Genomic DNA, 25,085 nt, shown 5'->3' on the forward strand with positions numbered 1-25,085 from the left:
TGTAAGAGCGAAGAGCTAAATACCCTTCTGGGCCCGATTATCCAGCCCTACTTGAGACTCCGATTGTAGAAATCAGCAACTTTGTCAACGTACATCTTTGGGTTGGTATTGTAGCTTTCTGGATGTTTCTTCGCATAGGTTTCCCAGTATTCGGCTGAAGGATATGCTTCTCTGAGGCGGCGAGCGTTTTGTATAGGCGTATAAGGATCGATCGCACTGTGAACGATCAAAACTGGCCTAGGGAAAATACGACCTATCTCCTGCACTGGCTTAGAAGAAGTTAGATCGTATCCAGTCAACAAATGTCCAAACATCATGGTAGAAAGAAGAAATATCCCAGGTAATCCTGAAGCTGACTGCCAATGCTTCTGAATAATTGGATAAACCTCTGCGTAACTACTGTCAGTGACCACTGCTCCGATGTCAGAGTCATCTGCTGCTGCTCCAATTACAGTAGCAGAACCCATTGAAACACCTAAAACCCCAATCTTTTTTGGCTTAAATCCCCGGATTTTAAGCCAATTCACTGCTGCAATAACATCTCGCCTTTCTGTAATTCCAAAGGTGAAGCGAGAATCAGCACTTTGCCCATGTCCTCGCAGATCGATCGTAAGTATCGAAAAGCCTTTTTGATTCATAGCTGAACCAAACTCGGCAAACTTTCCAGCAAGCTCACAAGTCCGACTGGAATTCAATCCATGCACTAAAATTAATACCTTATCTGTTGCTTTTTCTGGAATAAACCAACCAGCAACCTCCACGCCATCAGGTGTACGAAATGTTACATTTTCAGGAGGAACAGCAAAAACAGATGCTTTAAGAGGGTCAAAGCATCTGTTTGGCTTTGAAAGAGTATGTCCTGCATAAGCTGAGATGCCGAAATAGCCAACCACTAGAAATGCTGAGATACCTGAAGCTAACTTAATAAAAAGATGCTTTTGGGCTTTCATTTATTTTGTTACCTAGTTCTTGCAGATTATTTTCAGCGAATGTTCGATAGAATTTCCTGGCTGCATCGGTACCGCGTTAGCAGGTTGAGTGAAATATTCCCCCGACGTTCTTACCTTGTTGCATTAAATTGTTAAAAAGGTCTACAGCCAATTTGGTATGCCCAATATAATACTCAATACCTCTTTGACGCAGCAGTTCTTCAGTTTCTGGACAGGTATATAGCATCAGTTGCATACCACGTGTCAAAACCATAAATTCTATACCTTGCTCTAAAATTTCTTCGATATCAGCAGGTTGAATACCGGGTTGGTGACGAGTACCTGTGAGTTTCCAATCCCATTCCTTAGCACCTCCCGACCATACTTTACAATCTTTGAATTGACAAGTTTTGCCGTCAGCGGTTACTTTAATATGTCCCCAAGAGATATGAGTAATCAGGCTTTGATGAAAATTGCTCATAATATTTTTTAAACAAACTAAAGAAATAACTAATGTAGATAGGAGCGCCCAACCGCTAAATTGAGATGCCGCCAGTAACTTTAGTTTAACTGAAATTGTCTCTATTTCAGTAAATCAAGGCTCGTTTACAAACATCGAGTCCTTGAGTTAAGCATTCCTCTCGCCACTTTCGAGATATGGGTGCAAACATTTCTACCAACTGATATTTTGTCCATTCATAGTTCTGGTGTGACTTACGCTCAGAAACCAGGTTTTTACCCAATGTCGATAGACCGCAAATAAATTTCAGGGTGCAAGGGCAATCTACACTATTTATAGTGTGTTTCGCCAGCTTTCTAATCCTATTGTTTCCGGTTGCATCAGTATAGTTCAAATATCCCAACAGTCAGTTGTCAGGAAAGCATAATTTTACTCAACACTCAACAGCCAAAAGTCATCTCGCTCGTGCAACCGGAATCACTATCCAGCAAGATAGGTTATTCGATGAAAATCCCAGCCACTTTTTCTGCATTCATCGTCATGTGTACGACAAATTCATCTCCACCATCTTCAAAACTCAGTTTCCACAAATAAATCTGACAATTACCTTGTTTTAGCTCACCAAAATAATTAATTGAGTATCCCTTTTGCAGGCGGGAAGCGAGCTGATCGCTAACTTCGTCAAACATTTTTTGTGTAATGCTCGTTTTGTAGCCTGCATCACCAACTGTAGTAAAAAGCTCGTAATTTTTCGATGCCGTGGCATCCAAGATAACCTGCAAACAATCAATGACCTTTTGAGAGGGGGCTGTCAAGTTCATGATGATGTCCTTTAGTTAGGGTTTGATCAAAATCAGTAACAAATGGCGCTGTTAATAGCTCCTACGTCGGTCTAATATCAAATCCGGTTGCATGGGAATTATTTATCAGTAGGGGGCGCGATCGCAGAAATTTTAAAATCCACAGATTAGACTATTTACACTCACGCACCACCCCAAGAACTGAATAATATCGATGCAACTTTACTATTTATAGCAGTTTTCAATCGAATTAAATAAAGACAGCTTTAGACACGGCACTGCCGTGTCCTACCCGATATCTGTAGTGCACTATACTGAAAACCGCTAGATTGCCTCAGCAACAATAGTGCGGTGTCGGACTGTATTGCAAGTGATTGTGGGCTGGGCAAAACCAGAATCAACTAAAGCTTGCTCAATATCCAACCCAAAATACTGATCCAAATAAGGCTCCGTACTCTTGAGCAAAGTCAAAATATAAGGAGGCATTTTGGCATAAACTTCCGACTGAGGATTCATATCCATAATTGTCAAATGTCCGCCAACACGCAGCAAACGCCTCGCTTCCCGGAATATTTCTCTAGTAGGTTTCGGCGGCAATTCGTGACAAACTAAAAAGATAGAAACTAGGTCGAAAGCATTCGCAGGCAAACCAGTAGATTCAGCTGCAGCGTGCACCCAAGTTGGAGATTTTTGATTTAAAAATTCCGATTCTCGCTGTTGAGAACGGTATTTAGCAACTGCTAAAAAATAAGGGGACAAATCCACCCCAGTCATCTTCGCTTCCGGGTAAACATCCCCAAGAGCAAACGTACTCATTCCCACACTGCATCCCAAATCAACAATATCTTGCGGTGAAGAAGCAATTTGAGATTGGATGATTTCGTGATAGCTGGCGCGGAGTTTAGCATCGCCTTCTGCACCCGCTTCCGGCCAAATTCCGGCGTGAACAGTGCGGGCGGCTACTTCAAATTCTGTCGCTGCTTCCCAACTCATATGACCCTTTTCGTAGCCATGAAATGAAGTGAGGTAATATTTCGGGTAAACAAGATTGGGATTTTGCACGCTGAGCAATTCTGCATCCCAATTCCGGGACACAAGTGCTTGGACTTCTTGTCGCCAATGCACTCCGATTTTTGCGGCTCTTTTCATCATCATTTCCCGCGCTTGGTGCTTGGCTAGATTAGCCAAAGGCTTGATGGAGATTACGCCATTTACTAAGCGCGAGGCTAATCCCGGAGTTTTGTTAACTGCAACAGTCATATTTTAGTTTTTTCTATTTAGCGCCATTTATTTTAACACAGTGCGAGTATTTTGAGTTATCTATATAATGAAACTTAACTTTGTGCTGGCGAGTGAAATGCAAATGTTTTGTGAAAAAGACTTTTTTAATGAACCGCAGAGGGCGCAGAGAACGCAGAGGATCGAGAAGAGAGACAAGCTCAGAGGATTGCAAAACTGGAGCTGGTCGTCTAATATTTATTTGTGCTTACCTACTTAGTTCTGGGGAATTCATCGGGAATCTGGAATCACATTTGCAGAAGTTGGAGTATTTGGAAGAACACTTTAAATCTGGCTATTCAGGAGTTTGTGATGAGCAAATCAATTGTGGAATTGGTTGACAATCTGCCGTCTGGTGGCGTCACTGTGAAGATGTTAAAATCTCTCGATTTTGTGGTTCCGGGGGAGTGGAACAATCTCACGGGTTTTGATAATACTATTCAAGCGGTGACAGGGGAAACAAAGCGCAAATTAGTTGAGAAAATTCGCGATCGCGCGATCGAGCTTTACGCTAACCCCAACGAGCCCTATCAAGGCGCAGTCAGGCTTTACCAGTTAGCAGACAGCGCCGACAGTGCGTTAGGTGCAACGGCTATGGCGAATAAAATCGGCGAAAACATCGGCTTTCTTTCCTTTCTGAACCGCCTCACTCCCAAAGCTGACACAACTCAAACGATCGACTTGTGCGTCAAAGTGGCGATCGAGCTAATTGCCTTCTGCAAACTTAACAATATTTCCCTTGACAATGTGGGAAGCTTTGGTAATTATTTATCCCATTACAAAGGCGAATCTCTGATGCGGATGGCTGCTTTAGTTTGTGCTGACGGTTTAATTCCCCTCGGCCCGGACTTCCTTAGAGTAGCACAAAATACCCTAGGCGGATTGAATCCTTCAACCTTGCAGCAAAACTCAACATTCCAAAATATCAGCAACCTAATTCCCGGCGCAAATAATTCACAAAAGTTCGGATTTGTGACAGCAACTTTCGCCTCAGCCCAAGGTTGGATGAACAATTTAGTACAGTCTCGCGGCTTAACTCCCGCCACAGTTTTAGGCCATCTCAAGCAATACGTTGATGTTACTGATGACAAATTGGATTATGTGGCGGCGTTTTTAGACATGACTACCAATTATTACGAACATACGGGAATTCAGACGGTTGCTCGCCGATTGATCGATCGAGCTTATGCTGAAATAGCCTCTGGCAGAGACTAGCATTTCTCAGTTGAGTGAAGTACAAATATCGGGTAGGGACACGGCACTGCCGTGTCCCTACAGCCCTACAAATCAAGTCCTAGCAGAGAGGGATTAAGAAACCGTCGATCGCAATGTGAGTTAAAATAAGCAGATTATGTTTAGCAAACCTCTTTTAATCGCATTGTGAAAAACAAATCGCTTCCTTCATCCGTAACAGTCAAGCTCGGCAAATTTGTCTGGACATCAATGTGGCAATTAATGATGTCAAAACTCGCGCCGCCCGATCGCACCGGAGCATACATTCGCCCCACCAGCAGTTTCCGCAATTTTGTCAGCACAGCACCAGACAACCCTCACGGGCCCGCAGCGGGGCGGTATCGCCTCTTCGTGGGTACGGGATGCCCTTGGGCGCACCGCACTCTGGTGACGAGAGCGCTCAAAGGGCTTGAAGATGCGATATCCGTGTCTGTTGTCTATCCCTCGGAAGGGGGAATGTGGGTGCTGGAGTCGGAGACTTTTGGCTGCAACACGATGCCGGAACTTTACCAGTTGGCTTTACCGGGCTATCAGGGGCGGTGTACGGTGCCGGTGCTGTGGGATGACTCCAAAAAGGCGATCGTCAATAACGAAAGTTCGGAAATTATTGTGATGCTAAACTCGGAGTTTAACGAGTTTGCTAGCAATCCTCAAATGGATCTTTATCCTCTGGATTTGCGATCGCAAATTGACCAGTGGAACGAGAAGATTTACCAATCGGTGAATAACGGCGTTTATCGCTGCGGTTTCGCGCAATCTCAAGCTGCTTATGACTCGGCTTGCAGTGAATTGTTTGCTGTTTTAGACGAGATCGATCGATCGCTCTTGAGGAGTCGTTACCTGTGTGGCGATCGGGTGACTTTAGCAGACGTGCGGCTTTTTACTACTCTATTCCGTTTTGATGCCGTTTACTACAGCTTGTTCAAATGCAATGTGCGCCGCATTCAAGATTACGAGCATTTGGGAGCTTATCTGCGCGATTTGTACCAGTTACCGGGAGTTGCTGGCACTTGCGATTTGGAAGCTGTGAAGCGCGATTATTACGGCAATTTGTTCCCGCTGAATCCCGGCTGCATTATCCCCGCTGGCCCCGATCCGGCGAGTTTGCTCAAACCTCACGATCGCGCAGAGCTCAGAAACCGGGTTTCTTAACCCAATCAGGCGTGAGGATACCAGAATTATCGCTCTCACCCGGTTTCTTGGATGCTTGGGCGGAGTCCATCTTATGCTTGAATTTGATTTGTTGGCTGGTTTAAGCTGGTTAGAGTCGATAGGGGCATTTCTACCCCTACCTCTCCTTCAGAACGGAACGTGAAACTTTCGCTTCATTCCGCTCCTTGATATCTTCATCCTTTTTTACGGATACAATTCAAAACGGATGTTATAATGGTTCTTGATTAGGAACCGTCATTGTCCGTTTTTGTGTCGTGACAGTGCTTATGCAGAAGTTGGAGATTTTTGTATTCATCCTTACCGCCTAGGGAGCGGGGTTGAATATGGTCAACTTCTACAATATCTGTAGGTGTAAAGTACAGACCACAGTGGATACATTTACCTTTTTGTGTCTTAAGCAGTGTTGCCACTCTTGTTGGTGTTTCAGGGTATTCTCCACGTCTAGAGCTCCAGTAAATCCAGTCACCGTCGTAAGGTGTTGAATTGCCTTTTACCTTGACGTGCCTTATTATTGGCGTTGCTTGGTGTTGGGCCAATTCTAAGCCTTCTTCTGTGCTGAAACACCAATTTCTGTCGCCTACTGTTCGCCAGTATTTGTCTTTATTGATGCTACCTTGTCCCCTTCTCCTAGCCCAAGCTCGTAATTTGTCATAGGTCAGTTGATCTGCCTTTGTGAAGGTTTCCTTGCTTACTACTGTTGAGTAATAGTTTGACCATCCCTTAATTATTGGATTCAGCCGACTAATTAAAGCAGATTGAGGGGCGGTTTTATGCGTGTCTATTACTTCTTCAATTTTCACAAGGTGAGCTTTGATTTTTGGTTGGGAAGGAGTGATTAATGTTTTAAAGCCAAGTGATATTCCTTTGGTATTTTTGGCACTTCGGTAGTTACCTACCTTATGTTGTTGTACGTGGAATCCTAAAAACTCAAACCCAACATTTCCATTATATTCGTTGAGGGTGTGGGTGAATTTTGTTTTACTTGGCTTTAATTCTAAGCCTAAATCACTCAACCATTCCGCAATTATGTTTTGACAGGCTATTATTATTTCAATGTCTTTGTGAATAATCACAAAATCATCGGCATATCGGATTAAACTGATTTCTTTTCGTTGGTTAATGGAATTTACTACGAATTGTTTAACCCGTTCTTCCATTCCATGAAGGGCTATGTTAGCCAGTAGCGGGGAAATCACCCCTCCTTGTGGCGTACCTTCAATGGTCGGGAAAATTTCACCTTGGTCTAATACCCCACTTTTAAGCCACGACTTAATTTGTTTTCTCAGTCGTGGATAGGTATTGATTTTGTCAAGTAACGCTTTGTGATTAATGCGGTCAAAGCATTTGGCAATATCAGCATCTAGCACGTATTTGGCTTTGTATCTGATACTGTTAAAAATAGCTCCAATCGCATCGTGACATGACCTACCTGGTCTAAAACCATATGAGTTTGGCTCGAATGAGGCCTCCCATTCTGGCTCAAGCGCTGCTTTCACAACTGCTTGTAAGGCGCGGTCGTACATTGTGGGTATCCCTAACGATCTTGACTCATTAGTTCCTGGTTTTGGTATCATTACCCGACGTGTCGGTTGTGATTTACCAGTTGGTTTGAGCTGACTTACTAGCTTAATTCGTTGCTTCGGGGTTAGTGATTTAATACCATCCACTCCGGCTGTACGTTTGCCAGTATTATCTTGCGTGACCCGTCGTACCGCTAATACCTTATTAGACCATGAATTAATCAATGTCTTCTGAAGCTTCCGAACTGCTTTTACATCGCCACGCTCACTTGCTTGATAGATACGTTTTTGCAACTTGAATGTCAATCTTTCGGCTTTTCGCCAATTGATTTGATTCCATTCCACCGTCGGGTTGTCCCGCGTTTTAGACTTATTCATTGCTACTAAAGTTCCTATCCTTGAAGTTACCATGCGTCTGTCTGCATATCTCTGTCATTACAACAGAGCGTTCGCTTTTGACACAATCCCTCTCTCATATATTATTCGTTAGCTACTTACTGGGTAATCGACCTGTTTCCAGAAATATATGAGAGTTACTTCGTTCCAAATACACATTCATTGAGTTTTTAGTGTGATGCTCTCCACCGGGTTTACGGGCAGTGCTTATAGGTCGAGGACAAAATCGCCTATGCCCTATCCTTGCCTTTTGGCTTGGTCTTAATCAGTCTTTACCGTATTTTTCAATGGGTTTATACATGATTCAGCCGTTAGACCATCTATAATAACGATGGTTCAGACACATCTTTGCTTTTGCTACACATGAACTCTTGCTCGACAGTTACCAGTTTCGGCTACCAGTATTCTGCCTTTTGTCCCCGCTTTATCCTGTTGGTTGCTATTCAACAACATAGGGGATATGCTTTCACCGCTGCACTTGCGGACTGGGACTTGGGATGACCCGCACCCAGATGTGTATTTAGTTGTTATGGCTTTGATGACCATACTAGCCATCCTTGAGTATTGCTACTCATTTCGACTAAACGAATCGCACTTCTCCATTTAAATTGTGTGTCAAAAATGACTCAAATTATTGTGGGATGGGCACGCGATCCCGTCCCGAATATGCAATTTAAACGCGCAACAGTTTACTTCTTCGTCTTTAACTTCAAAATTTATTAGCCAATTAGTTCCAAACCCTTCGCATGAGAAGAGGAAACACCATTCTTCATCCGCCCCGCCACCACCATCAGTAGCAAAGCCAAACTGTCGTTAGAAAGCCCATCAACCAATATCTGCATATCTAACAAAGACTCTAGTTGCTTTGGCACTGACATCTGACTGCTGTTGCCAAATCCCTCTCCCCCCGTCAGCCGATTGCAGAAGTAAGCGCGGGCTCCCGGCTTGATCTCGTCCATTGCCTCGATTAATTTCCACAGCACCTCAGTAGAGATGCCAGTCTTGCCCCGCCGAAACTCAGAAATATGATTCTCGCTAACGCCTGAAAACTTGGATAACTGTTTTCCAGATATCCTGTAGCGTTCAATAGTCATCCTAAAAATTTCGGAAATCATTGTAACGTTTTGTGACAATAATCTATGATTAGCCTTTAGCGGTGGTATTGTCATTAAGTTATCGGTCAATAGCCCAAGTAACAGCCCCACAGCTTTAATAACTCAACCAATTATAACTCTGCCCGCATTATGTAGTGTCGGCGCAGTTTTATTTTGCCCTGAGCACAATAGACACCAACCGAATTTTAGTTTTCAGCCTTGACGCAATCCGGCTGGCAGACTCATTATCGGTGATGTCTAATGGCTGCGGCTTGTTTTACGAAACCAAAGGCAAGATTTGAATACAAATGGCAGAGTATGGTATCCAGTCATATTTCTCTGTCGTTCAATTCAAAGTAACATCCTGGTTTCGAGTTTGCTGTGACTAGAGTCACATTTGAGTGGCATCTCTCTATAAATTTAGGATCTAAGAAGTGTCAAGAAACTTAACACAGCCGATTTCTCTAAAATTACCCAAATGGCCAGAGGCTAATGTAAGTAACGTAACTGTGGGGAATCGACGGCTGAGTGTAGAAGAAGTTGCCAGGGTTGCCCGCTGTGGAACCAGAGTTCGGTTGAATGATGAAAGCGATATTGCCGATCGAGTGCAAGCATCTTGCGACTACATTGCAAATGCTGTCGAGTCGGGAAAGCCGATTTACGGCGTGACAACAGGATTTGGAGGGATGGCGAATACTGTAATCTCTACTGAAGATGCGACTTCTCTACAAAATAATCTCGTCTTTTATCACAAGGCTGGGGCTGGTAAGCGGTTGCCGATCGCTGATGTCCGGGCCGCGATGATCCTGCGGATCAACTCGCATCTATACGGTGCCTCTGGCATCCGGTTGGAACTGGTGGAGCGCATGACAACCTTCCTCAATGAAGGAGTAACACCTCACGTTTACGAATTTGGCTCTATCGGCGCTAGCGGCGACCTTACACCCCTAGCTTACATTACTGGATCGCTGATTGGGTTGGACAAATCCTTTACCGTTGACTTTCAAGGTGAGGAGATGTCATGCGTACAAGCGCTTGAGAAGCTTGGCTTACCCCCCCTGACGTTGCGCCCCAAAGAAGGGTTAGCAATGATGAACGGTACCTCTGTTATGACTGGTATCGCGGCCCTGTGCCTCCGCGACGCACAAGTCTTGCTTGCCCTAGCAATGGGGGTTCACGCCCTGATGATTCAAGGGTTAGGGGGTACTAATCAATCGTTTCATCCTTTTATTCACGCGCTCAAACCTCATTCTGGCCAAATATGGGCAGCTTCCCAAATGGTCGCACTCCTTACAGATTCGTGCTTGAGCCGAAACGAGTTAGATGGTAAGCACGATTACCGGGGTGCAGATCCAATTCAAGACCGCTATTCGCTCCGCTGCTTGCCTCAATATCTGGGGCCAATTGTTGATGGATTGGCAGAGATTGTTCAGCAGATTGAAGTAGAAATAAACTCGGTAACAGATAACCCTTTGATCGACGTTGAGAATGAAGCCAGCTATCACGGCGGCAATTTTCTGGGACAGTATGTTGGTGTGGGAATGGATCGTTTGCGGTATTTCTTAGGTCTGCTATCTAAGCACCTGGATGTGCAAATAGCACTGTTGGTTGCACCGGAATTTAATAACGGGCTGTCACCGTCTTTAGTTGGTAACACGAGCCGTAAGGTCAACATGGGTCTAAAAGCTCTGCAAATAACTGGAAACTCGATTATGCCGCTGTTGACTTTTTATGGCAATTCGATAGCAGATCGCTTTCCCACTCACGCCGAACAATTCAATCAAAACATCAACAGCCAAGGATTCGCTTCAGCTAATTTAGCTCGTCGCTCAATTGAAATCTTCCAGCAATATATGGCAATTTCCCTCATGTTTGCCGTCCAAGCTGTTGACTTGCGAACCCATCAAGTCGCCGGTCACTATGATGCGCGGGAGTGTTTGTCGCCACTTAGCTTACCGCTATATGAGGCTGTGCGTGAAGTTGTGGGACAGCCGCCGAATATTGAAAAATCTTACATTTGGAATGACAACGAGCAATCTTTAGATGTACACATTGCCCTGATTGCTGCTGACATTGCACAGGAAGGACGAATTGTCCAAGCTGTGAACCGGATTTTATCAAGTTTGAAATAGGAAGAGGAAGGAGAAGGGTAAGAAGTTTTGCAAAAAACTCACATTATTTTTTCTCTTTTCTCCTCTTTTTCCCTGCGTAAAACAATCCATTTGTAGCTAATAATAGCCTGCGAAACGGTGTAAAAAATGAGTTGAAAATTTAACTCTTTCAGAGCTGCTTGTCTGTTACACAAGCATTCGCAATATTTCTGCTGCAAAAAATTGTTGAACATTACTAGAAAGACACAAAAATGGTTACTCACAATATTTCAGCTAACATCTCTGAAACTGCTTTTCAGGTAGATATTTACCCAAGTAAAAAAGCAGAGAGATTCTCAAATCAGCAACACTTTTTGACGGATACTGTTCGCCAGTGCGTCAAAATCTATCAACTTGAACCAAGGGATTGGCAACAATTTTATCAGGCAATTCATCCTGGTTGCGTAGGGGATGTTTTCTCAGAAAAAAAATATCGCTCAAAAGCTTTACGTAGTGGTTTTCTATTGGCTTTAGCGACAATGCACCAGTGCATCCAAATCATGAACACGAAACCTCTTATTTGGCAGCAATTTTACCGAGGTATGAAATAGGGATGAACATTGCAGAGCATATCGAGAGAGGATGCAAGTTTTTCCCTCACAAACCAGCCTTAATTTTTGAAGGCAAATCTTTCACGTACAAGCAGCTTAACGAATTGGCAAATCGCGCTGCTAATGGTTTGCAAGGATTGGGAGTCAAGCGAGGCGATCGCGTTGCTCTCTTCCTCCCTAATATTCCTGAATTTGTCATATCTTATTTGGGCATTCTCAAAATTGGAGCGATCGCAGTTTCTATCAGTGCGATGCTCAAATGTGATGAAGTTCGATTTATCCTTAATGATTGTGAAGCTAAGGTCGTTATTACCACCGAATCATTAAGTAGACAAGTCCCAGATGCGGATTTAGCTTATCTCGAACACATTTTGATTGCTGAAAGTGAAGCGAACAAAGGAAGCAGTCTGGAAGAACTGATGGCAAATGCTTCGCCGGAAGCGCGGGCTATGAAAATGGAGCGACATGAACCAGCAGCGATTCTCTATACATCGGGAACGACAGGTTTTCCCAAAGGGGCTACTTTGTCGCACGGCAATGTCATTTCCAATATTTATGCCAAAAACCGATGCTGTAAAATGCAGCCAGAAGATCGGTTACTGCTGTACTTACCGCTATTCCATTGTTTCGGTCAAAATGCTATTCTCAATAGCGCTTTTAATGCTTGTGCAACGATTGTTTTGCAGCGCCGTTTTGCCCCTGCGGAAATTCTGAGCGCGATCGCTCGCGAACGGATCACGATGTTTTTTGGCGTGCCGACAGTTTTCATCAAACTGTTAGAACTGCACCCATCTGAGTGCGAGTTAAGTTCAGTCCGTTACTACTTTACTGCATCTGCTCCTATGTCAGGGGAGATTGTTCAGCAGTGGCGATTGCTTCACAATTTGGTGATTCATGAAGGGTACGGCCTAACTGAAACTTCTCCTTTTGCCTGCTACAACCACGAATTGAAATATAAACCAGGCTCGATTGGAATGCCGATTGAAAATGTGGAAATGCAGGTCATCGATCGCGATGGTAAAGAAGTCGCGCCAGGGGTAGTGGGGGAACTTGTCATTCGCGGGCCGAATGTGATGCTGGGTTACTGGAATCGCCCTGCTGAAACAGCCCAAGTCTTAAAAGACGGTTGGTTTCATACAGGCGACCTCGGCTGGATGGATGATGATGGCTATTTTTACATTGTCGAGCGCTTGAAAGACATGATCAATGTTTCTGGCTTTAAGGTGTATCCCAATGAAGTTGAGCGGGTGCTTACTACGCATCCAGCGGTGGCTGAAGTGGCGGTTTATGGGGTTCCAGATCCGGTTAAGGGTGAGCTCGTTAAGGCAAATATTTTGCTGAAATCCGGTCAATTGCTGGCAGCCGAAGATGCGATCGCTTTTTGTTCCGAGCGGATCGCTGCTTACAAGGTGCCGAGCCTTGTCCAGTTCGTTGATTCTCTTCCGAAGAATGCGACGGGTAAGGTGTTGAAACGGGTTTTGCGGGAGCAAGAACTGGCAAGCCGAATGCCATCCGTAAAAAGTTAAGGGTTTTTCAAGTTTCTCTCGTTGCTAACTTACAACTACTCTAAGGAGGATGATTATGAACCGCCAATTTACTTCTTGTGCAGACATTCAAAAACCGAGAACTGATGAAGCACGACTGTGGGATATTCTCTTTGGACATGCTGCATACCGAGCGCTCCTAGTTGCCTATGACCTCAAGTTCTTTCCTCTTCTTGGCAAAAAACCGCATAGGCTAGCAGAAATTTCTGAAGCACTAAACATTCACTGTCGTCCAGCTAAAGCCATCTTGGATGTACTGGTATCTATTGAATTGGTGCAGGTAAAAGATGGCTATTATTCACTGACTTTGCTAGCAGAAGACTATCTTGTGGAAAGTAGTCCAACATATTTTGGTGGTATGTTGGATATTATGCTCATCAATACTCACACCGTTGCCTCTGTTGACAGCTTAAAAAAGGCTGTGTTGACTAATTCTCCACAGCTTTATCACTCAGAAAAACCATTCAATACTCATGAAGAGCAGGTGGAGCTAGCTCGTACTTTCACCTACGCTATGCACGGTCACAGCATAGCTCCTGCTCTTGTTTGGCCGGAACTTATTGACCTGTCAAAGTACAAGCTTTTGCTAGATATTGGCGGAGGTTCGGGAGCACACGCGATCGGTGCAGCATTGAAGTGGTCGCAATTGCAAGCCACTGTTCTGGATATGCTTCCAGTCTGTGAAATAGCAAAAGAGTTTGCACAGCGTTATGGTTTGCAGAGTCGGATTAAAACCCATACTAGCGATATGTGGAAAGATCCTTTCCCAGCAGCAGATATCCACTTTTATGCTGATATCTATCACGATTGGTTGCCAGAGCAGGGAAGTTTTCTAACCCAGAAAAGCTTCGATAGCTTGCCTTCTGGTGGTCGAATTATTATCCACGAAATGCTCTACAACGAATCTAAAACTGGACCTTTTACAGTTGCAGCTTACAACATGGGGATGCTCGTAACAATGGAAGGTCAGCAGTATTCAGGTAGCGAATTGTCAGAGATGTTGGCAGAAGCTGGTTTCGCTGATATTGAAGTTAAGCGGACGTTAGGCTATTGGAGCATTGTTACTGGCTGTAAACCTTAGAACTTAGAAACAGGAAAAGGGGAAAAGTAAATATTTTTCCTTTTCCTCTTCTAACCAATACGCTCTGGCAAAGAGCCAAAATTTCAGTTATTTTATTTCTGTTCAAATGAGTTTTATCAAGATGAATCAAGCTGTAGGAATTCGGGCAATTGCAGTTAATTTTCCAGAGCGTGTACGTACTAACGATTACTGGAAAAAAAATTATCCAGAGTTTTTAGCTGAGCTTGAGCAAAAAAATCAAAAAGTGCGACTGTTTGATAATGATTCTCAAGAAAATATCAATTGGGTACAGGCAGTAAAACCTTATCGAGAAGATATATTCAGAGGAACGTTAGAAAGAAGAATTTTGGCTGAAGGCGAAACCTCTATTCTTCTTGAATGTGGAGCTATCAAAAAGGTATTGCAAGCCAGTAAATTAGAAATAAATGATGTTGACTTATTGATTTCTTGTGCTATGTTTTCAGAACAATTAGTGATTGGCAACGCTACTCTGATATCACAAAAATTAGGTTTTCGAGGTGCGGCTTGGAATTTGAACGCCACCTGTGGAGGCGCTCTGTTAGCCTTAGACAATGCTGTTGCGTTAATCAGAGATAAAAGATTTAAAAGGGTATTAGTCTCATTATCCTGCAATTATTCCCAGCACATAGAATATACCAATTCTTTCTCATTCACGCTTGGAGATGGCTCCGCCGCTTTCATTGTTGAGAAACTAGAAGAAGGACAAGGTTTACTCGATTCCTATTCCACAAACACTCATGATACCTGTGGAGTAGTTTATTCCAGATTGACAGTCGATAAAATCGGCAATCCAAGAATATTCATTACAGTGAATAAAGAGACAGTGAAATACGCCACTTCTTTATTCATTAAATATTTCCAGCAATGCTGCCAAAAAGTTTTGTCTAAATCTGGAATGAAAGTGGAGGATATAGACTACTTCATTTTTTACCCGCCAGCAGCAGGTTATGTCGATTTTTGTGCTTTAGAACTGAATATACCTAAAGAAAAAACTATCGACCTCTTTCCAAAGTATGCTAATATTTCCGTAGTTTCAGCTATAGCTGCTTTATATCATGCAGCAGCCTTGAAAAAAATCAGAAAAGACGATTTAGTGATGATTTATTCTCACGGTTTTTCTGGCAGTTCCGCCGCCAGTATTATTCGATGGGGCGATGTAGCTCTAGGGTCTGCTCCGACCCCCTCAGAAAATTTAATAGCCACACTTGTAGGCGCACGATAATAGATTAGGGAGGTGCGCTAGTCTGGTTGTGTTCGGATAAAGCTTCCATTTTTATCTAATAACTAAATTTTTGTCAATACTTAAGATTTAATTAATTAAATCTTAAGTTTTTGTTTTATATCGGAAGTAATCTTCGATACAAAGGTAAAATATCAAAAACTGATAAGATGATATATCAACTCAGGGTTCATCAGTATCATGCTTTTTCACTACTGTACTCCCTTAAAGAAATACAATGAGAACCCCCCTACCCGGATACCAACTGATCGCCCCGCTCCACGAAGGTACAAAAACTGTTATTTATCAAGGTCGCTACGAGCTAGAACGCACTCCTGTCATCATTAAAACCCTCAAAGCCGAGTATCCGACCCTAGAAGAAATCGCCCGAATCAGACACGAATATCAAATCCTCCACTCTTTAAACATCCCAGGCATTATCAAGCCCATTGACTTAAAACCTTATGAGCATGGACTTGTCTTAATCTTAGAAGACTTTGGCGGTCAACCCCTCAAACAATATATTACCTCCCAAAAAACTTCCTTAATAAACTTTCTTCAAATCGCCAGTCAACTCGCCCAAATTCTCGGAGAACTGCATCAAAACCAAATTATCCACAAAGACATTAAACCCCAAAATATCCTCATAAAACCAGAAACTAGGCAAATCAAACTCATCGATTTTAGCATTGCCACCCGCCTAGCAAAAGAAAATCCTACCATCAGTAACCCCAACTACATCGAAGGCACTCTCGCCTATATGTCTCCCGAACAAACTGGGAGAATGAATCGGTCAATTGACTACCGCACAGACTTTTACTCCCTTGGCGTTACCTTCTACGAAATGCTTGCGGGTCAACTACCTTTTAATTCTAACGACCCAATGGAATTGGTGCATTGCCACATCGCCAAACAACCCAAGTCACTAAATCAGCTAAATCCAGAACTTCCCAAAGCGGTTGTTGACATCGTAATGAAATTATTAGCCAAAACTGCTGAAGACAGATATCAAAACGCTCGCGGACTTTTAGCTGATTTAGAAGAATGTCTTAAACAATTAGAAGAATCTGGACAAATCCAAGATTTCACAGCGGGTAAATTTGATCGATTCGGTCAATTTCTCATTCCTCAAATACTCTATGGAAGAGAAACAGAAGTTGCAACCCTAATGGCTGCCTTTGAACGAGTTGCAGTTGGCTCAACAGAAATGATGCTTGTCAGCGGTTATTCAGGGATTGGAAAAACCTGCGTTGTGCAAGAAATTCATAAACCCATAGTCCGCCAGCGCGGTTATTTTATCGCAGGCAAATTCGATCAATTTAAAAAGAATATTCCATATTCAGCCTTAATTCAAGCTTTTCAAGAATTAATCCGGCAACTGTTAACAGAAAACTCTGAAAATATAGAAATATGGAAAGAGCAACTTATAGAAGCTTTGGGACAAAATGGACGGGTAATTATCGACGTAATTCCTGAAGTAGAACTGATTATGGGCGAACAGCCAGAAGTTCCTATGCTAGGGCCAACAGAATCTCAAAATCGCTTTAACCTAGTTTATAAACAATTTATTCATGTATTTACTAAGCCAGAACATCCGCTTGTTCTGTTCCTAGATGATTTACAGTGGGCAGATTCAGCGTCTCTGAAGTTGCTGCAACTCTTGATTGCAGACACCGATAGCGAATATCTGTTACTAATTGGAGCTTATCGAGATAATGAAGTCAGCCCAACTCATCCCACAACTCAAACCATTGAAGAGATTGAAAAAACAGGTGTGGTTGTAAATAACATCGTCCTCCAGGCTTTAGATATTAGCAACGTCCGTCAATTAGTAGCCGATACTCTTCAGGAAGATAACAATTCAATCAAATTAGCAGACCTACTATTCAATAAAACTCAGGGTAATCCGTTCTTCTTAACACAACTTTTCAAGACTCTACACTCTGAACAACTTTTAAACTTTGACTTTATCAAAAGTTTCTGGCAGTGGGACATCAAGCAGATTCAATCTCTAGGAATTGCTGATTATAACGTTGTCGAACTGGTAGCCAGAAATATTCAAAAACTGCCAGAAGCCACACAGAAAATATTACAACTAGGCGCTTGTATCGGCAACCGCTTTAACTTAGATGTTTGCGCGATTGTTAATGAAAAACCTCCGCTAGAAACAGCCGATGATTTGTGGTCAGCACTTCAAGCAGGTCTCATTTTGCCCCTCAGTAACGACTACAAAATTCCTCTGGCTTTTCAGTCAAAAGAACAGGGGATGCTACTTTTTGATGAATCGAGAGTTGGCTATAAATTTTTACATGACCGGGTGCAACAAGCAGCCTATTCAATGATTCCTGAAAATCAAAAAAAAGCAACGCACTTGAAAATTGGTAAGCTCTTATTACATCAATACGCAGAAAACGCCCTGGAAGAGAATATATTTGATATTGTCAATCAGTTAAATATTGGCGTGGAATTCATCGCGCAGCAGTCAGAAAAAGATGAACTTGCCAACTTTAACTTAATAGCTGGACGAAAAGCAAAAGCAGCAACAGCTTATGAAGCCGCTGTCAGATATTTGAATGTAGGGTTAGAAATTCTGCCAGAATATAGCTGGCAAAGTCACTACGATTTGACACGGAATCTCCACTTAGAAACACTAGAAGCCGAATACCTGAATACTAACTTTGAACGAGCGCAACAACTATCAGAAATTGTTCTTTTAGAAGCTAAAAGTCAGCTAGAAAAAATCAAGGTTTATGAACTAAGAATCCCATTTTATTTACAGCAAAACCAACCACAAGTAGCACTAGAGAAAGCTTTACAAGTCCTAAAAATGCTGGGAGTATCCCTACCTAGAAATCCCACAAAATTTAGTATTATGATGGGATTGATTCGCAATAAAATAGCAGTAGGCGGTAAACAGATTGAGGATTTAGCTTTTTTGCCATTAATGACTGACCCATATAAGCTCGCAGCTATGCGGATATTAATCGCTGTAATTCCGGCTGCTTTTATGACAAATCCCATGCTTTTTCCGCTGATTGTATTTAAGATGGTCAATCTTTCTCTTCGATATGGAAATTCATCTCTATCCGCTTTCGGTTATGTAAATTATGGGATGCTTTTGTGTTGTCCGTTATCTGACATCGATTCTGGATATCAATTTGGTAAACTTGCACTTAGTCTGATAGAAAAATTTGATGCTAAAGAACTTAAAACTAAAGTTAACTTAAACTTTAGTATTTTTATAAGGCACTGGAAAGAGCATATTAAGGAAACAAGACAACCTTTGCTTGAGGCATTTAAAAATGGATTGGAAACAGGAGATATAGAATTTGCTTGTTATTCAGCCTGGGGCTATTACAACTACCCTTTTTGGATGGGAGAACATTTAGAATATGTCGCCAATACTCAGGCTAAATATATTGAACTCATCTTAAAATATAAACAGTATATGCTTAGCGAACATTCAAAAGCATGGCATCAATTAGTGTTAAATATTTTTGATGAAGCGGCAGATAAGGCTAGATTAATTGGCAAGAGTTTTGATGAGAATAAAAGTTTACATATTCTGATAGAGGCAAATAATAATGCAGCTATTTCTTATATTTATTTATTCAAATCAATTCTTTTATATTTATTTAAAAAATACGCCAATGCTGTTGAAATCGCAGAATCAACAGAAAAATATAAAGAAAGTCTGGGTGCGCTCATTCATTCATCAGAACACAATTTTTACTATTCTCTAATCCTCCTCGCTCACTATCCCACCACCACCAAAACCGAACAAAAACAATACCTAAAAAAAGTAGCATCCCATCAAAAACAAATGAAAAAATGGGCGCAGCACGCCCCTATGAACTTCCAGCACAAATACGAACTCGTAGAAGCAGAAAAAGCGCGAGTATTAGGACAAAACGAGACCGCAATAAACTACTACGAACGAGCCATCAACGGAGCCAAAGAACAAGGTTTTATCCAAGAAGAAGCCCTAGCCAACGAACGCGCTGCCGAATTTTACCTCGCCCTCGGTAGAGAAAAAGTCGCCAAAACCTACATGACTGAAGCCTATTACTGCTACATTCGTTGGGGAGCGATCGCCAAAGTCAGAGACTTAGAAGAAACATATCCCCATCTCATCTCCCGCACCCAGCAGGCTGAAACTAGCAGTCTCGACCCCACTAGCACAACGACCTCAAATCGGACAACAACCTCTACTTCCGGCCATTCAACAGCACTTGACCTCGGTACAATTATGAAAGCAGCACAGGCGTTATCTGGGGAAATTGTTCTCAGCGAACTGCTAAGTAAATTAATGACCATTCTCATAGAAAATGCCGGGGCTACTCGCGGCTCATTGCTCACCAAACCAACTTTTTCATCTAACCAAAGTGAGAATCAGTGGGTGATTTCAGCCACTGGAATTGTGGAAGGTAACGACCTCACCGTATTGACCAATCCTCAACAACCAGAAGAGGAAACTATTTCCGTTACTCTCCTAGAAAATTCAGTTCCAGCCGCTATTATCAACTACGTTGCTCGCACTAAAGAAACAGTCGTTTTAAACGATGCCAGCCACAAAGGAATCTTTACAAAAGACTCCTATATCCAACAAAATCAGCCCAAATCAATCTTGTGTACACCCCTGCTCAATCAAGGTCAACTTTCAGGGATTATCTATCTCGAAAATAACTTGACAACCGTTGCCTTTACCGCTGATAGACTCACAGTCTTACAAATGCTATCGGGACAAGCTGCCATCGCTATTACTAATGCTAAACTCTACGCAGAAGTCAATCAACTCAACGAAAATTTAGGACAAGCCAATCAACAACTTGCAGCCTATTCGGAAACCCTAGAACAGAAAGTTGAAGAACGCACCGCTGAATTAAAAACAGCTCAAAAACAAATAGTAGCCTCAGAAAAACTCGCCTCCCTCGGAGCTCTCACCGCAGGTGTTGCCCATGAAATCCGCAATCCCCTCAACTTCGTTACCTCTCTTGCTACTCTCTCAGAAGACTTAACATCTGAAATCGCAGAACAAATAGACCGCCAATCCCAAAACTTAGACTCAGAATCCCTGGAATTAATTAACGAAAATCTCACTTATCTTAAGCGCAACGTATCAGAAATTAACGAACAAGGGCAACGGGCAAATAGCATTATTCAAAGTATGCTAATGCACGCTCGCAGCGAGGGCAGTAGCCGCCAAAAAACCGACATCAACGCCCTCGTCGCTCAATCCCTACAATTAGCTTACCACAGCATCCGTGCCAAAGATAAAACCTTCAACCTTACCATTGAAACCGACTATGACAAATCAATTGAAGAACTAGATGTCGCCTTTTCTGACCTCAGCCGCGCTTTAATTAACATCATTGATAATGCTTGCTATGCCTCCCATATTAAACAATCTAAAATGACCGCAGATTTCAATCCCACAGTTTCTGTTACCACTAAAAATCTAGGCACTGCAATAGAAATTCGCATTCTTGACAATGGCATCGGCATTCCTAAAGAAAATCAACAAAAAATATTCCTCCCTTTCTTCACTACCAAGCCTCCCGGACAGGGAACAGGTTTAGGTTTATCCATCACTCACGATATCATTGTTGGCCAACATCGAGGCAACTTAGAAGTGCAAACAGAACCCGGAAATCACACCGAATTTATCATTACTTTGCCCAAAAGTTAAATAGCTTTGGCGCACGATAGAGGCGTTCAAACACTACATCAGTAACTTTACTCGAAGGTTGAAACCGCTTCTACACAAACCAAACCCACCTGCACGGGTTAAAATTATACAGTGCATCTTAAGTATATCCACTTAATTAAACGTAAAATACGGATGACTAAAAAGCTGATTGCATAAGTCTTCTTCCTTCTTCCTGACTACATTCTCATTAATTATTTTAATCGTTTACAAATTTTAAACAAGGCGCTATAGTAAGCTAATGACCCTAGTTATTTCTACCATAGGATACAGGATAGATCCCATGACAGCCAAAATCCTAGTCGTCGATGATGAACAACTTTTAGAATACGTCATTCAACAAAGATTCAGGCAAAAAATTCGGGCAAAAGAAATTGAATTTGTCTTTGCTCGCAATGGTAGAGAAGCTTTAGAAAAAATTGCTGAATTTCCACCCTTCGATTTAGTGCTAACAGATATTAATATGCCCGAAATGGACGGGTTAACTTTACTAGAAAAACTCTCACAAATCGACAATACATTAAAAGCAGTTGTCATATCCGCCTATGGAGATATGCAAAACATTAGAACTGCTATGAACCGAGGAGCTTTTGACTTTTTGACAAAACCCATTGATTTTCAGGACATGGAAATCACCATCCAAAGAGCCTTAGAAACTGTTAAACAAGTCAGACAAAATTTAACAGAACTTCAAGAGGTGCAAACTCAACTCATTCAAAACGAAAAAATGGCTTCCGTCGGCCAGTTAGTGGCCGGAGTTGCCCACGAAATTTACAATCCCATTAGCTTCATTATAGGAAACATTGAACACGCCGAAAACTACTTTCAAGAATTGATAACGACCCTCAACATTTATCAACAACACTGCTCCCTAAATAATCCAGAAGTACAAACTAAAATTGAAGCTCTTGACCTCCCTTTTCTCTTAGAAGACTTGCCACAATTGCTCAATTCTCTGAAAGGAGGAGCTGAACGAATTCGGGAAATCAGCATTTCTCTGAGAAGTTTTTCGCGGGCAGATAGTACATCTAAAGTTAGTTTTAATATCCATGAAGGAATTGACAGTAGCTTATTAATTTTGAGACATCGGCTCAAAGCGAATGAGGGTAAACCCGAAATTCAAGTGATAAAAGACTACGGAGAATTCCCCCCAATAGAGTGTTATCCCGGACAGTTAAATCAGGTATTTTTAAATATCCTTGCTAATGCCATAGACGCATTGGAAGAGTGGGATTCAGGGCGGAGCCGCGATGAAATTAAGGCGAATCCTAATAAAATTAGGATTCACACTTTCCTTACCGATGAGAGTGAAAAAATCATCAAGGAGAATTCCACTTCTCATGTTATAATTTCTATTGCTGACAATGGAATGGGAATGACAGAAGAAGTGAAACAGCGGGTATTTAACCACTTATTTACTACAAAATCTGTGGGTAAAGGGACGGGATTGGGTTTGTCAATTTCGCGGTCTATTGTTGAAGAAAAACACGGAGGATGGCTCAGTTGTAACTCTACACCGGGCGAGGGAACTGAATTTATTATTGAAATTCCCACTTAAGGGTTGGAAACTGATAAAATCAGGACATACGCACGTCGAGACCAGAAACCGGGTTTCTTCGTAGATATCTAGTGAGAATCTTCAATTTTTCAGAGAAATCCAGTTTAGGAGCGTAAGTCCTGAAAATGATGAGTTTTCTGTAGGAGCAGTGCTTTCATGCCTGCCCCAAACTTACTTACGGTGCAACCCCAGGGGGGCAATCAGAGGGTGGCAACCACAGGGGGATTGCCCTTACAAGAGAATTAAACTCCTGGCTACTTGCTAACAAGAGCAATTCCATGACAGCTAAAATCTTAGTAATTGATGACGAACCACTTTTAGAATATGTAATCCTTCAGCTATTTCGGCATCAAATCAGCACTCAAGAATTTGAGTTTGATTTTGCAATTAATGGAGTTCAAGCTTTGGATAAACTGCAAGCTGATGGCTCCTTTGACTTGGTGCTAACTGATATCAGTATGCCCGAAATGGACGGTTTAACTTTGCTAGAGAATCTGCCAGCTATTGACCCGACGCTCAAAGCTGTAGTGGTTTCAGCTTACGGGGATATGCCAAATATTAGGACAGCTATGAATAGGGGTGCTTTTGATTTTTTAACGAAGCCGATTGATTTTGATGACTTAAAAATTACAATTAATAAAACTTTAGAATTTGTGCGACTTGCTAGGGAAAAAGAGCAGCAACTTGCTACAGCGAATGCACAAATCCGCTACCAAGCATTTTACGACGAGCTGACGGGTTTGCCTAACCGTAATTTGCTCTTAAAGGAGATGCGTAGTGGCATGAATTATATAATAGAATTGGGTCATTTAGAAGCTATTTTATTTCTGACTCTTAACCGCTATCAAATTGTTAAATATAGCTTAGGTCATTCTAGAGGAGAGCAGTTGCTAGTAGAAGTAGCGCGGCGGTTAGAGGCTTGCGCTCTGAATGCGAATCTTATAGCAAGAGTGGGAGAAGATGCGTTTGCGATTTGGCTGGCAGATATTACTAATTCTCAGTTAGCTTTAGATGCAGCAGAACGCATTCGCCAAGCATTAGAAATGCCGTGTAACTTGAATGGAACTGCAGTTTTTTCTAGCGTTAGTATTGGCATTGCTTTAGGTGCAATTGGCACAGAAGAGCCGGAAGATTTGCTGCGGGCGGCTGACGCGGCTAGACATGAGGCTTTGGTTCGGGCTGCTGGTAGCACTGTTGTATTTGATGCTGATATGCAGTCGCGAGCTTTAGAGCAACTCCAGTTAGAAACTGACTTGCAAAATGCAATTAATTTGCAACAGTTTTACCTTAATTATCAACCCATTGTATCTTTTGCAACGGGTAAAATAGTGGGGTTTGAAGCGTTGGTAAGATGGCGGCATCCGACCCGCGGGTTGGTTTCTCCGAGCGAGTTTATTCCGGTGGCGGAAAGAACGGGTTTGATTGTGGCATTAGGGGAGTGGGTACTGTCGGAAGCATTGGCTTGTTTAAGTAAATGGCAATTGCAATTTCCTGACTATTTGCTTTTGAATATGAGTGTTAACTTATCTGGAATTCAGCTATTTGCTCCTAATTTGTTACCGCTGTTAGACTCACTGCTGCAAGTGCATAATTTGAAGGGCGAATTTTTGAAGTTAGAGATTACCGAGAGTGTTTTAATGGAGAATGCGGAGGAGGCGGCTGGGGTGCTAGAGCTATTGAAAGCTCGGCAAGTTAAGGTTTGTTTGGATGATTTTGGCACGGGATATTCAAATTTATCTTACTTACAATTGCTGCCGATTGATACTCTCAAAATTGACCGATCTTTTGTTGGCTGCCTGGAGGAAGGAGGGAAAAATTTGACTTTGCTGGAGGCGATTTTAAATCTGGCGAGTTCTTTGGAATTAGAGGCAATCGCGGAAGGAGTAGAGACGCAAGAGCAACTAATTATACTCCGTTCTTTGGGATGCAATTCCTATCAAGGGTACTTTTTCTCGCGGCCTTTGGAGGAGGAAGGGGCTGTTGCTTTGTTGAGGGCTGCAACGCTCTTGGGCGATGCTTAAACGGCGGATATTTCAAGGCAAACTCATATCAAAAACAGTCGCTATCGTCATGAATGCTCCGGCTTGTTCCACCGCAACAGAAGTTGATTATTTAGTGACTAATGCTGCCACGCTCACGGGGAACAGCATCATGGATAGTAACAACTTACTCTCAACGTAAGTGGGTGGAAGTGTTTTACCCCACATTCCGCAGATATTCAAGCAGATTTCATTTCAAAGAAATTCAGAATTGCCAAAACCTCAAATGATTGCTATGCAATCATTTGAGGTTTTTTTAAGGTATAATAATTTGTGCCCGTATAGCAACCTTCAAAACTATGAAAAAGCCCTCTGAAGCTATAAATATCGTA

At 42.3% G+C, this 25,085-nt stretch carries 16 protein-coding genes and 1 pseudogene; 11 read left to right on the forward strand and 6 right to left on the reverse strand.

The window, feature by feature from the left end:
• Nucleotides 1-47: 47 nt before the first annotated feature.
• From QUA99_RS06600 to QUA99_RS06615, 4 genes are all read right to left on the reverse strand, one after another.
• Complete coding sequence (locus QUA99_RS06600; RefSeq protein ID WP_333239209.1) at nucleotides 48-950, reverse strand: alpha/beta fold hydrolase; 903 nt, start codon at nucleotides 948-950, stop codon at nucleotides 48-50.
• A 76-nt stretch (nucleotides 951-1,026) separates the two neighbouring features.
• Nucleotides 1,027-1,410 carry an Mth938-like domain-containing protein gene (locus tag QUA99_RS06605; RefSeq protein ID WP_333239207.1) on the reverse strand — a complete coding sequence of 128 codons (384 nt, stop codon included), beginning with the start codon at nucleotides 1,408-1,410 and terminating at the stop codon, nucleotides 1,027-1,029.
• 476 nt (nucleotides 1,411-1,886) lie between these two features.
• The gene (locus tag QUA99_RS06610) at nucleotides 1,887-2,210 is read right to left on the reverse strand and encodes a hypothetical protein (protein ID WP_333239205.1); all 324 of its coding nucleotides are present in this window, start codon (nucleotides 2,208-2,210) and stop codon (nucleotides 1,887-1,889) included.
• Nucleotides 2,211-2,513: 303 nt separating this feature from the next.
• Nucleotides 2,514-3,449: a class I SAM-dependent methyltransferase gene (locus tag QUA99_RS06615; protein ID WP_333239203.1), complete on the reverse strand. Its 936-nt coding sequence runs from the start codon at nucleotides 3,447-3,449 to the stop codon at nucleotides 2,514-2,516.
• Nucleotides 3,450-3,779: 330 nt separating this feature from the next.
• Here QUA99_RS06615 and QUA99_RS06620 point away from each other — a divergent pair, with 330 nt between their 5' ends.
• Nucleotides 3,780-4,682, forward strand: a complete 903-nt coding sequence (locus QUA99_RS06620) for a hypothetical protein (protein ID WP_333239201.1) — start codon at nucleotides 3,780-3,782, stop codon at nucleotides 4,680-4,682.
• Between the two features lie 228 nt (nucleotides 4,683-4,910).
• Nucleotides 4,911-5,852 (forward strand): glutathione S-transferase C-terminal domain-containing protein, encoded by a 942-nt coding sequence (locus tag QUA99_RS06625; protein ID WP_333239264.1) that lies wholly within the window; start codon nucleotides 4,911-4,913, stop codon nucleotides 5,850-5,852.
• 245 nt (nucleotides 5,853-6,097) lie between these two features.
• Here QUA99_RS06625 and ltrA read toward each other — a convergent pair whose 3' ends face one another.
• Both ltrA and QUA99_RS06635 read right to left on the reverse strand, forming a co-directional pair.
• Nucleotides 6,098-7,771 (reverse strand): group II intron reverse transcriptase/maturase, encoded by a 1,674-nt coding sequence (ltrA, locus tag QUA99_RS06630; RefSeq protein ID WP_333239200.1) that lies wholly within the window; start codon nucleotides 7,769-7,771, stop codon nucleotides 6,098-6,100.
• A gap of 737 nt (nucleotides 7,772-8,508) precedes the next feature.
• Nucleotides 8,509-8,883: a helix-turn-helix transcriptional regulator gene (locus tag QUA99_RS06635; RefSeq protein ID WP_333239198.1), complete on the reverse strand. Its 375-nt coding sequence runs from the start codon at nucleotides 8,881-8,883 to the stop codon at nucleotides 8,509-8,511.
• 434 nt (nucleotides 8,884-9,317) lie between these two features.
• Here QUA99_RS06635 and QUA99_RS06640 point away from each other — a divergent pair, with 434 nt between their 5' ends.
• From QUA99_RS06640 to QUA99_RS33035, 9 genes and pseudogenes are all read left to right on the forward strand, one after another.
• On the forward strand, nucleotides 9,318-11,015 hold the full coding sequence (locus QUA99_RS06640; protein ID WP_333239196.1) for an aromatic amino acid ammonia-lyase: 1,698 nt from the start codon (nucleotides 9,318-9,320) through the stop codon (nucleotides 11,013-11,015).
• A gap of 230 nt (nucleotides 11,016-11,245) precedes the next feature.
• Entirely contained in the window at nucleotides 11,246-11,584 is a 339-nt protein-coding gene (locus QUA99_RS06645; RefSeq protein ID WP_333239194.1) for a hypothetical protein, read from the forward strand.
• 2 nt (nucleotides 11,585-11,586) lie between these two features.
• Nucleotides 11,587-13,110, forward strand: a complete 1,524-nt coding sequence (locus tag QUA99_RS06650; RefSeq protein WP_333239193.1) for a long-chain fatty acid--CoA ligase — start codon at nucleotides 11,587-11,589, stop codon at nucleotides 13,108-13,110.
• A gap of 55 nt (nucleotides 13,111-13,165) precedes the next feature.
• A complete protein-coding gene (locus QUA99_RS06655) occupies nucleotides 13,166-14,209 on the forward strand; it encodes a methyltransferase (RefSeq protein WP_333239191.1) in 1,044 nt (347 codons plus the stop codon).
• Nucleotides 14,210-14,330: 121 nt separating this feature from the next.
• On the forward strand, nucleotides 14,331-15,452 hold the full coding sequence (locus tag QUA99_RS06660; protein WP_333239189.1) for a 3-oxoacyl-[acyl-carrier-protein] synthase III C-terminal domain-containing protein: 1,122 nt from the start codon (nucleotides 14,331-14,333) through the stop codon (nucleotides 15,450-15,452).
• Nucleotides 15,453-15,687: 235 nt separating this feature from the next.
• Entirely contained in the window at nucleotides 15,688-21,138 is a 5,451-nt protein-coding gene (locus QUA99_RS06665; RefSeq protein ID WP_333239187.1) for an AAA family ATPase, read from the forward strand.
• A 301-nt stretch (nucleotides 21,139-21,439) separates the two neighbouring features.
• Complete coding sequence (locus QUA99_RS06670; protein WP_333239185.1) at nucleotides 21,440-22,714, forward strand: response regulator; 1,275 nt, start codon at nucleotides 21,440-21,442, stop codon at nucleotides 22,712-22,714.
• Between the two features lie 278 nt (nucleotides 22,715-22,992).
• Nucleotides 22,993-24,735 carry an EAL domain-containing protein gene (locus QUA99_RS06675; RefSeq protein ID WP_333239183.1) on the forward strand — a complete coding sequence of 581 codons (1,743 nt, stop codon included), beginning with the start codon at nucleotides 22,993-22,995 and terminating at the stop codon, nucleotides 24,733-24,735.
• A 31-nt stretch (nucleotides 24,736-24,766) separates the two neighbouring features.
• Nucleotides 24,767-24,914, forward strand: a pseudogene (locus tag QUA99_RS33035) (IS701 family transposase); the annotation flags it as partial.
• Between the last annotated feature and the right edge of the window lie 171 nt (nucleotides 24,915-25,085).

Origin of the sequence: Microcoleus sp. F10-B2 (genome assembly GCF_036704965.1) — a bacterium.
GTDB lineage: Bacteria > Cyanobacteriota > Cyanobacteriia > Cyanobacteriales > Microcoleaceae > Microcoleus.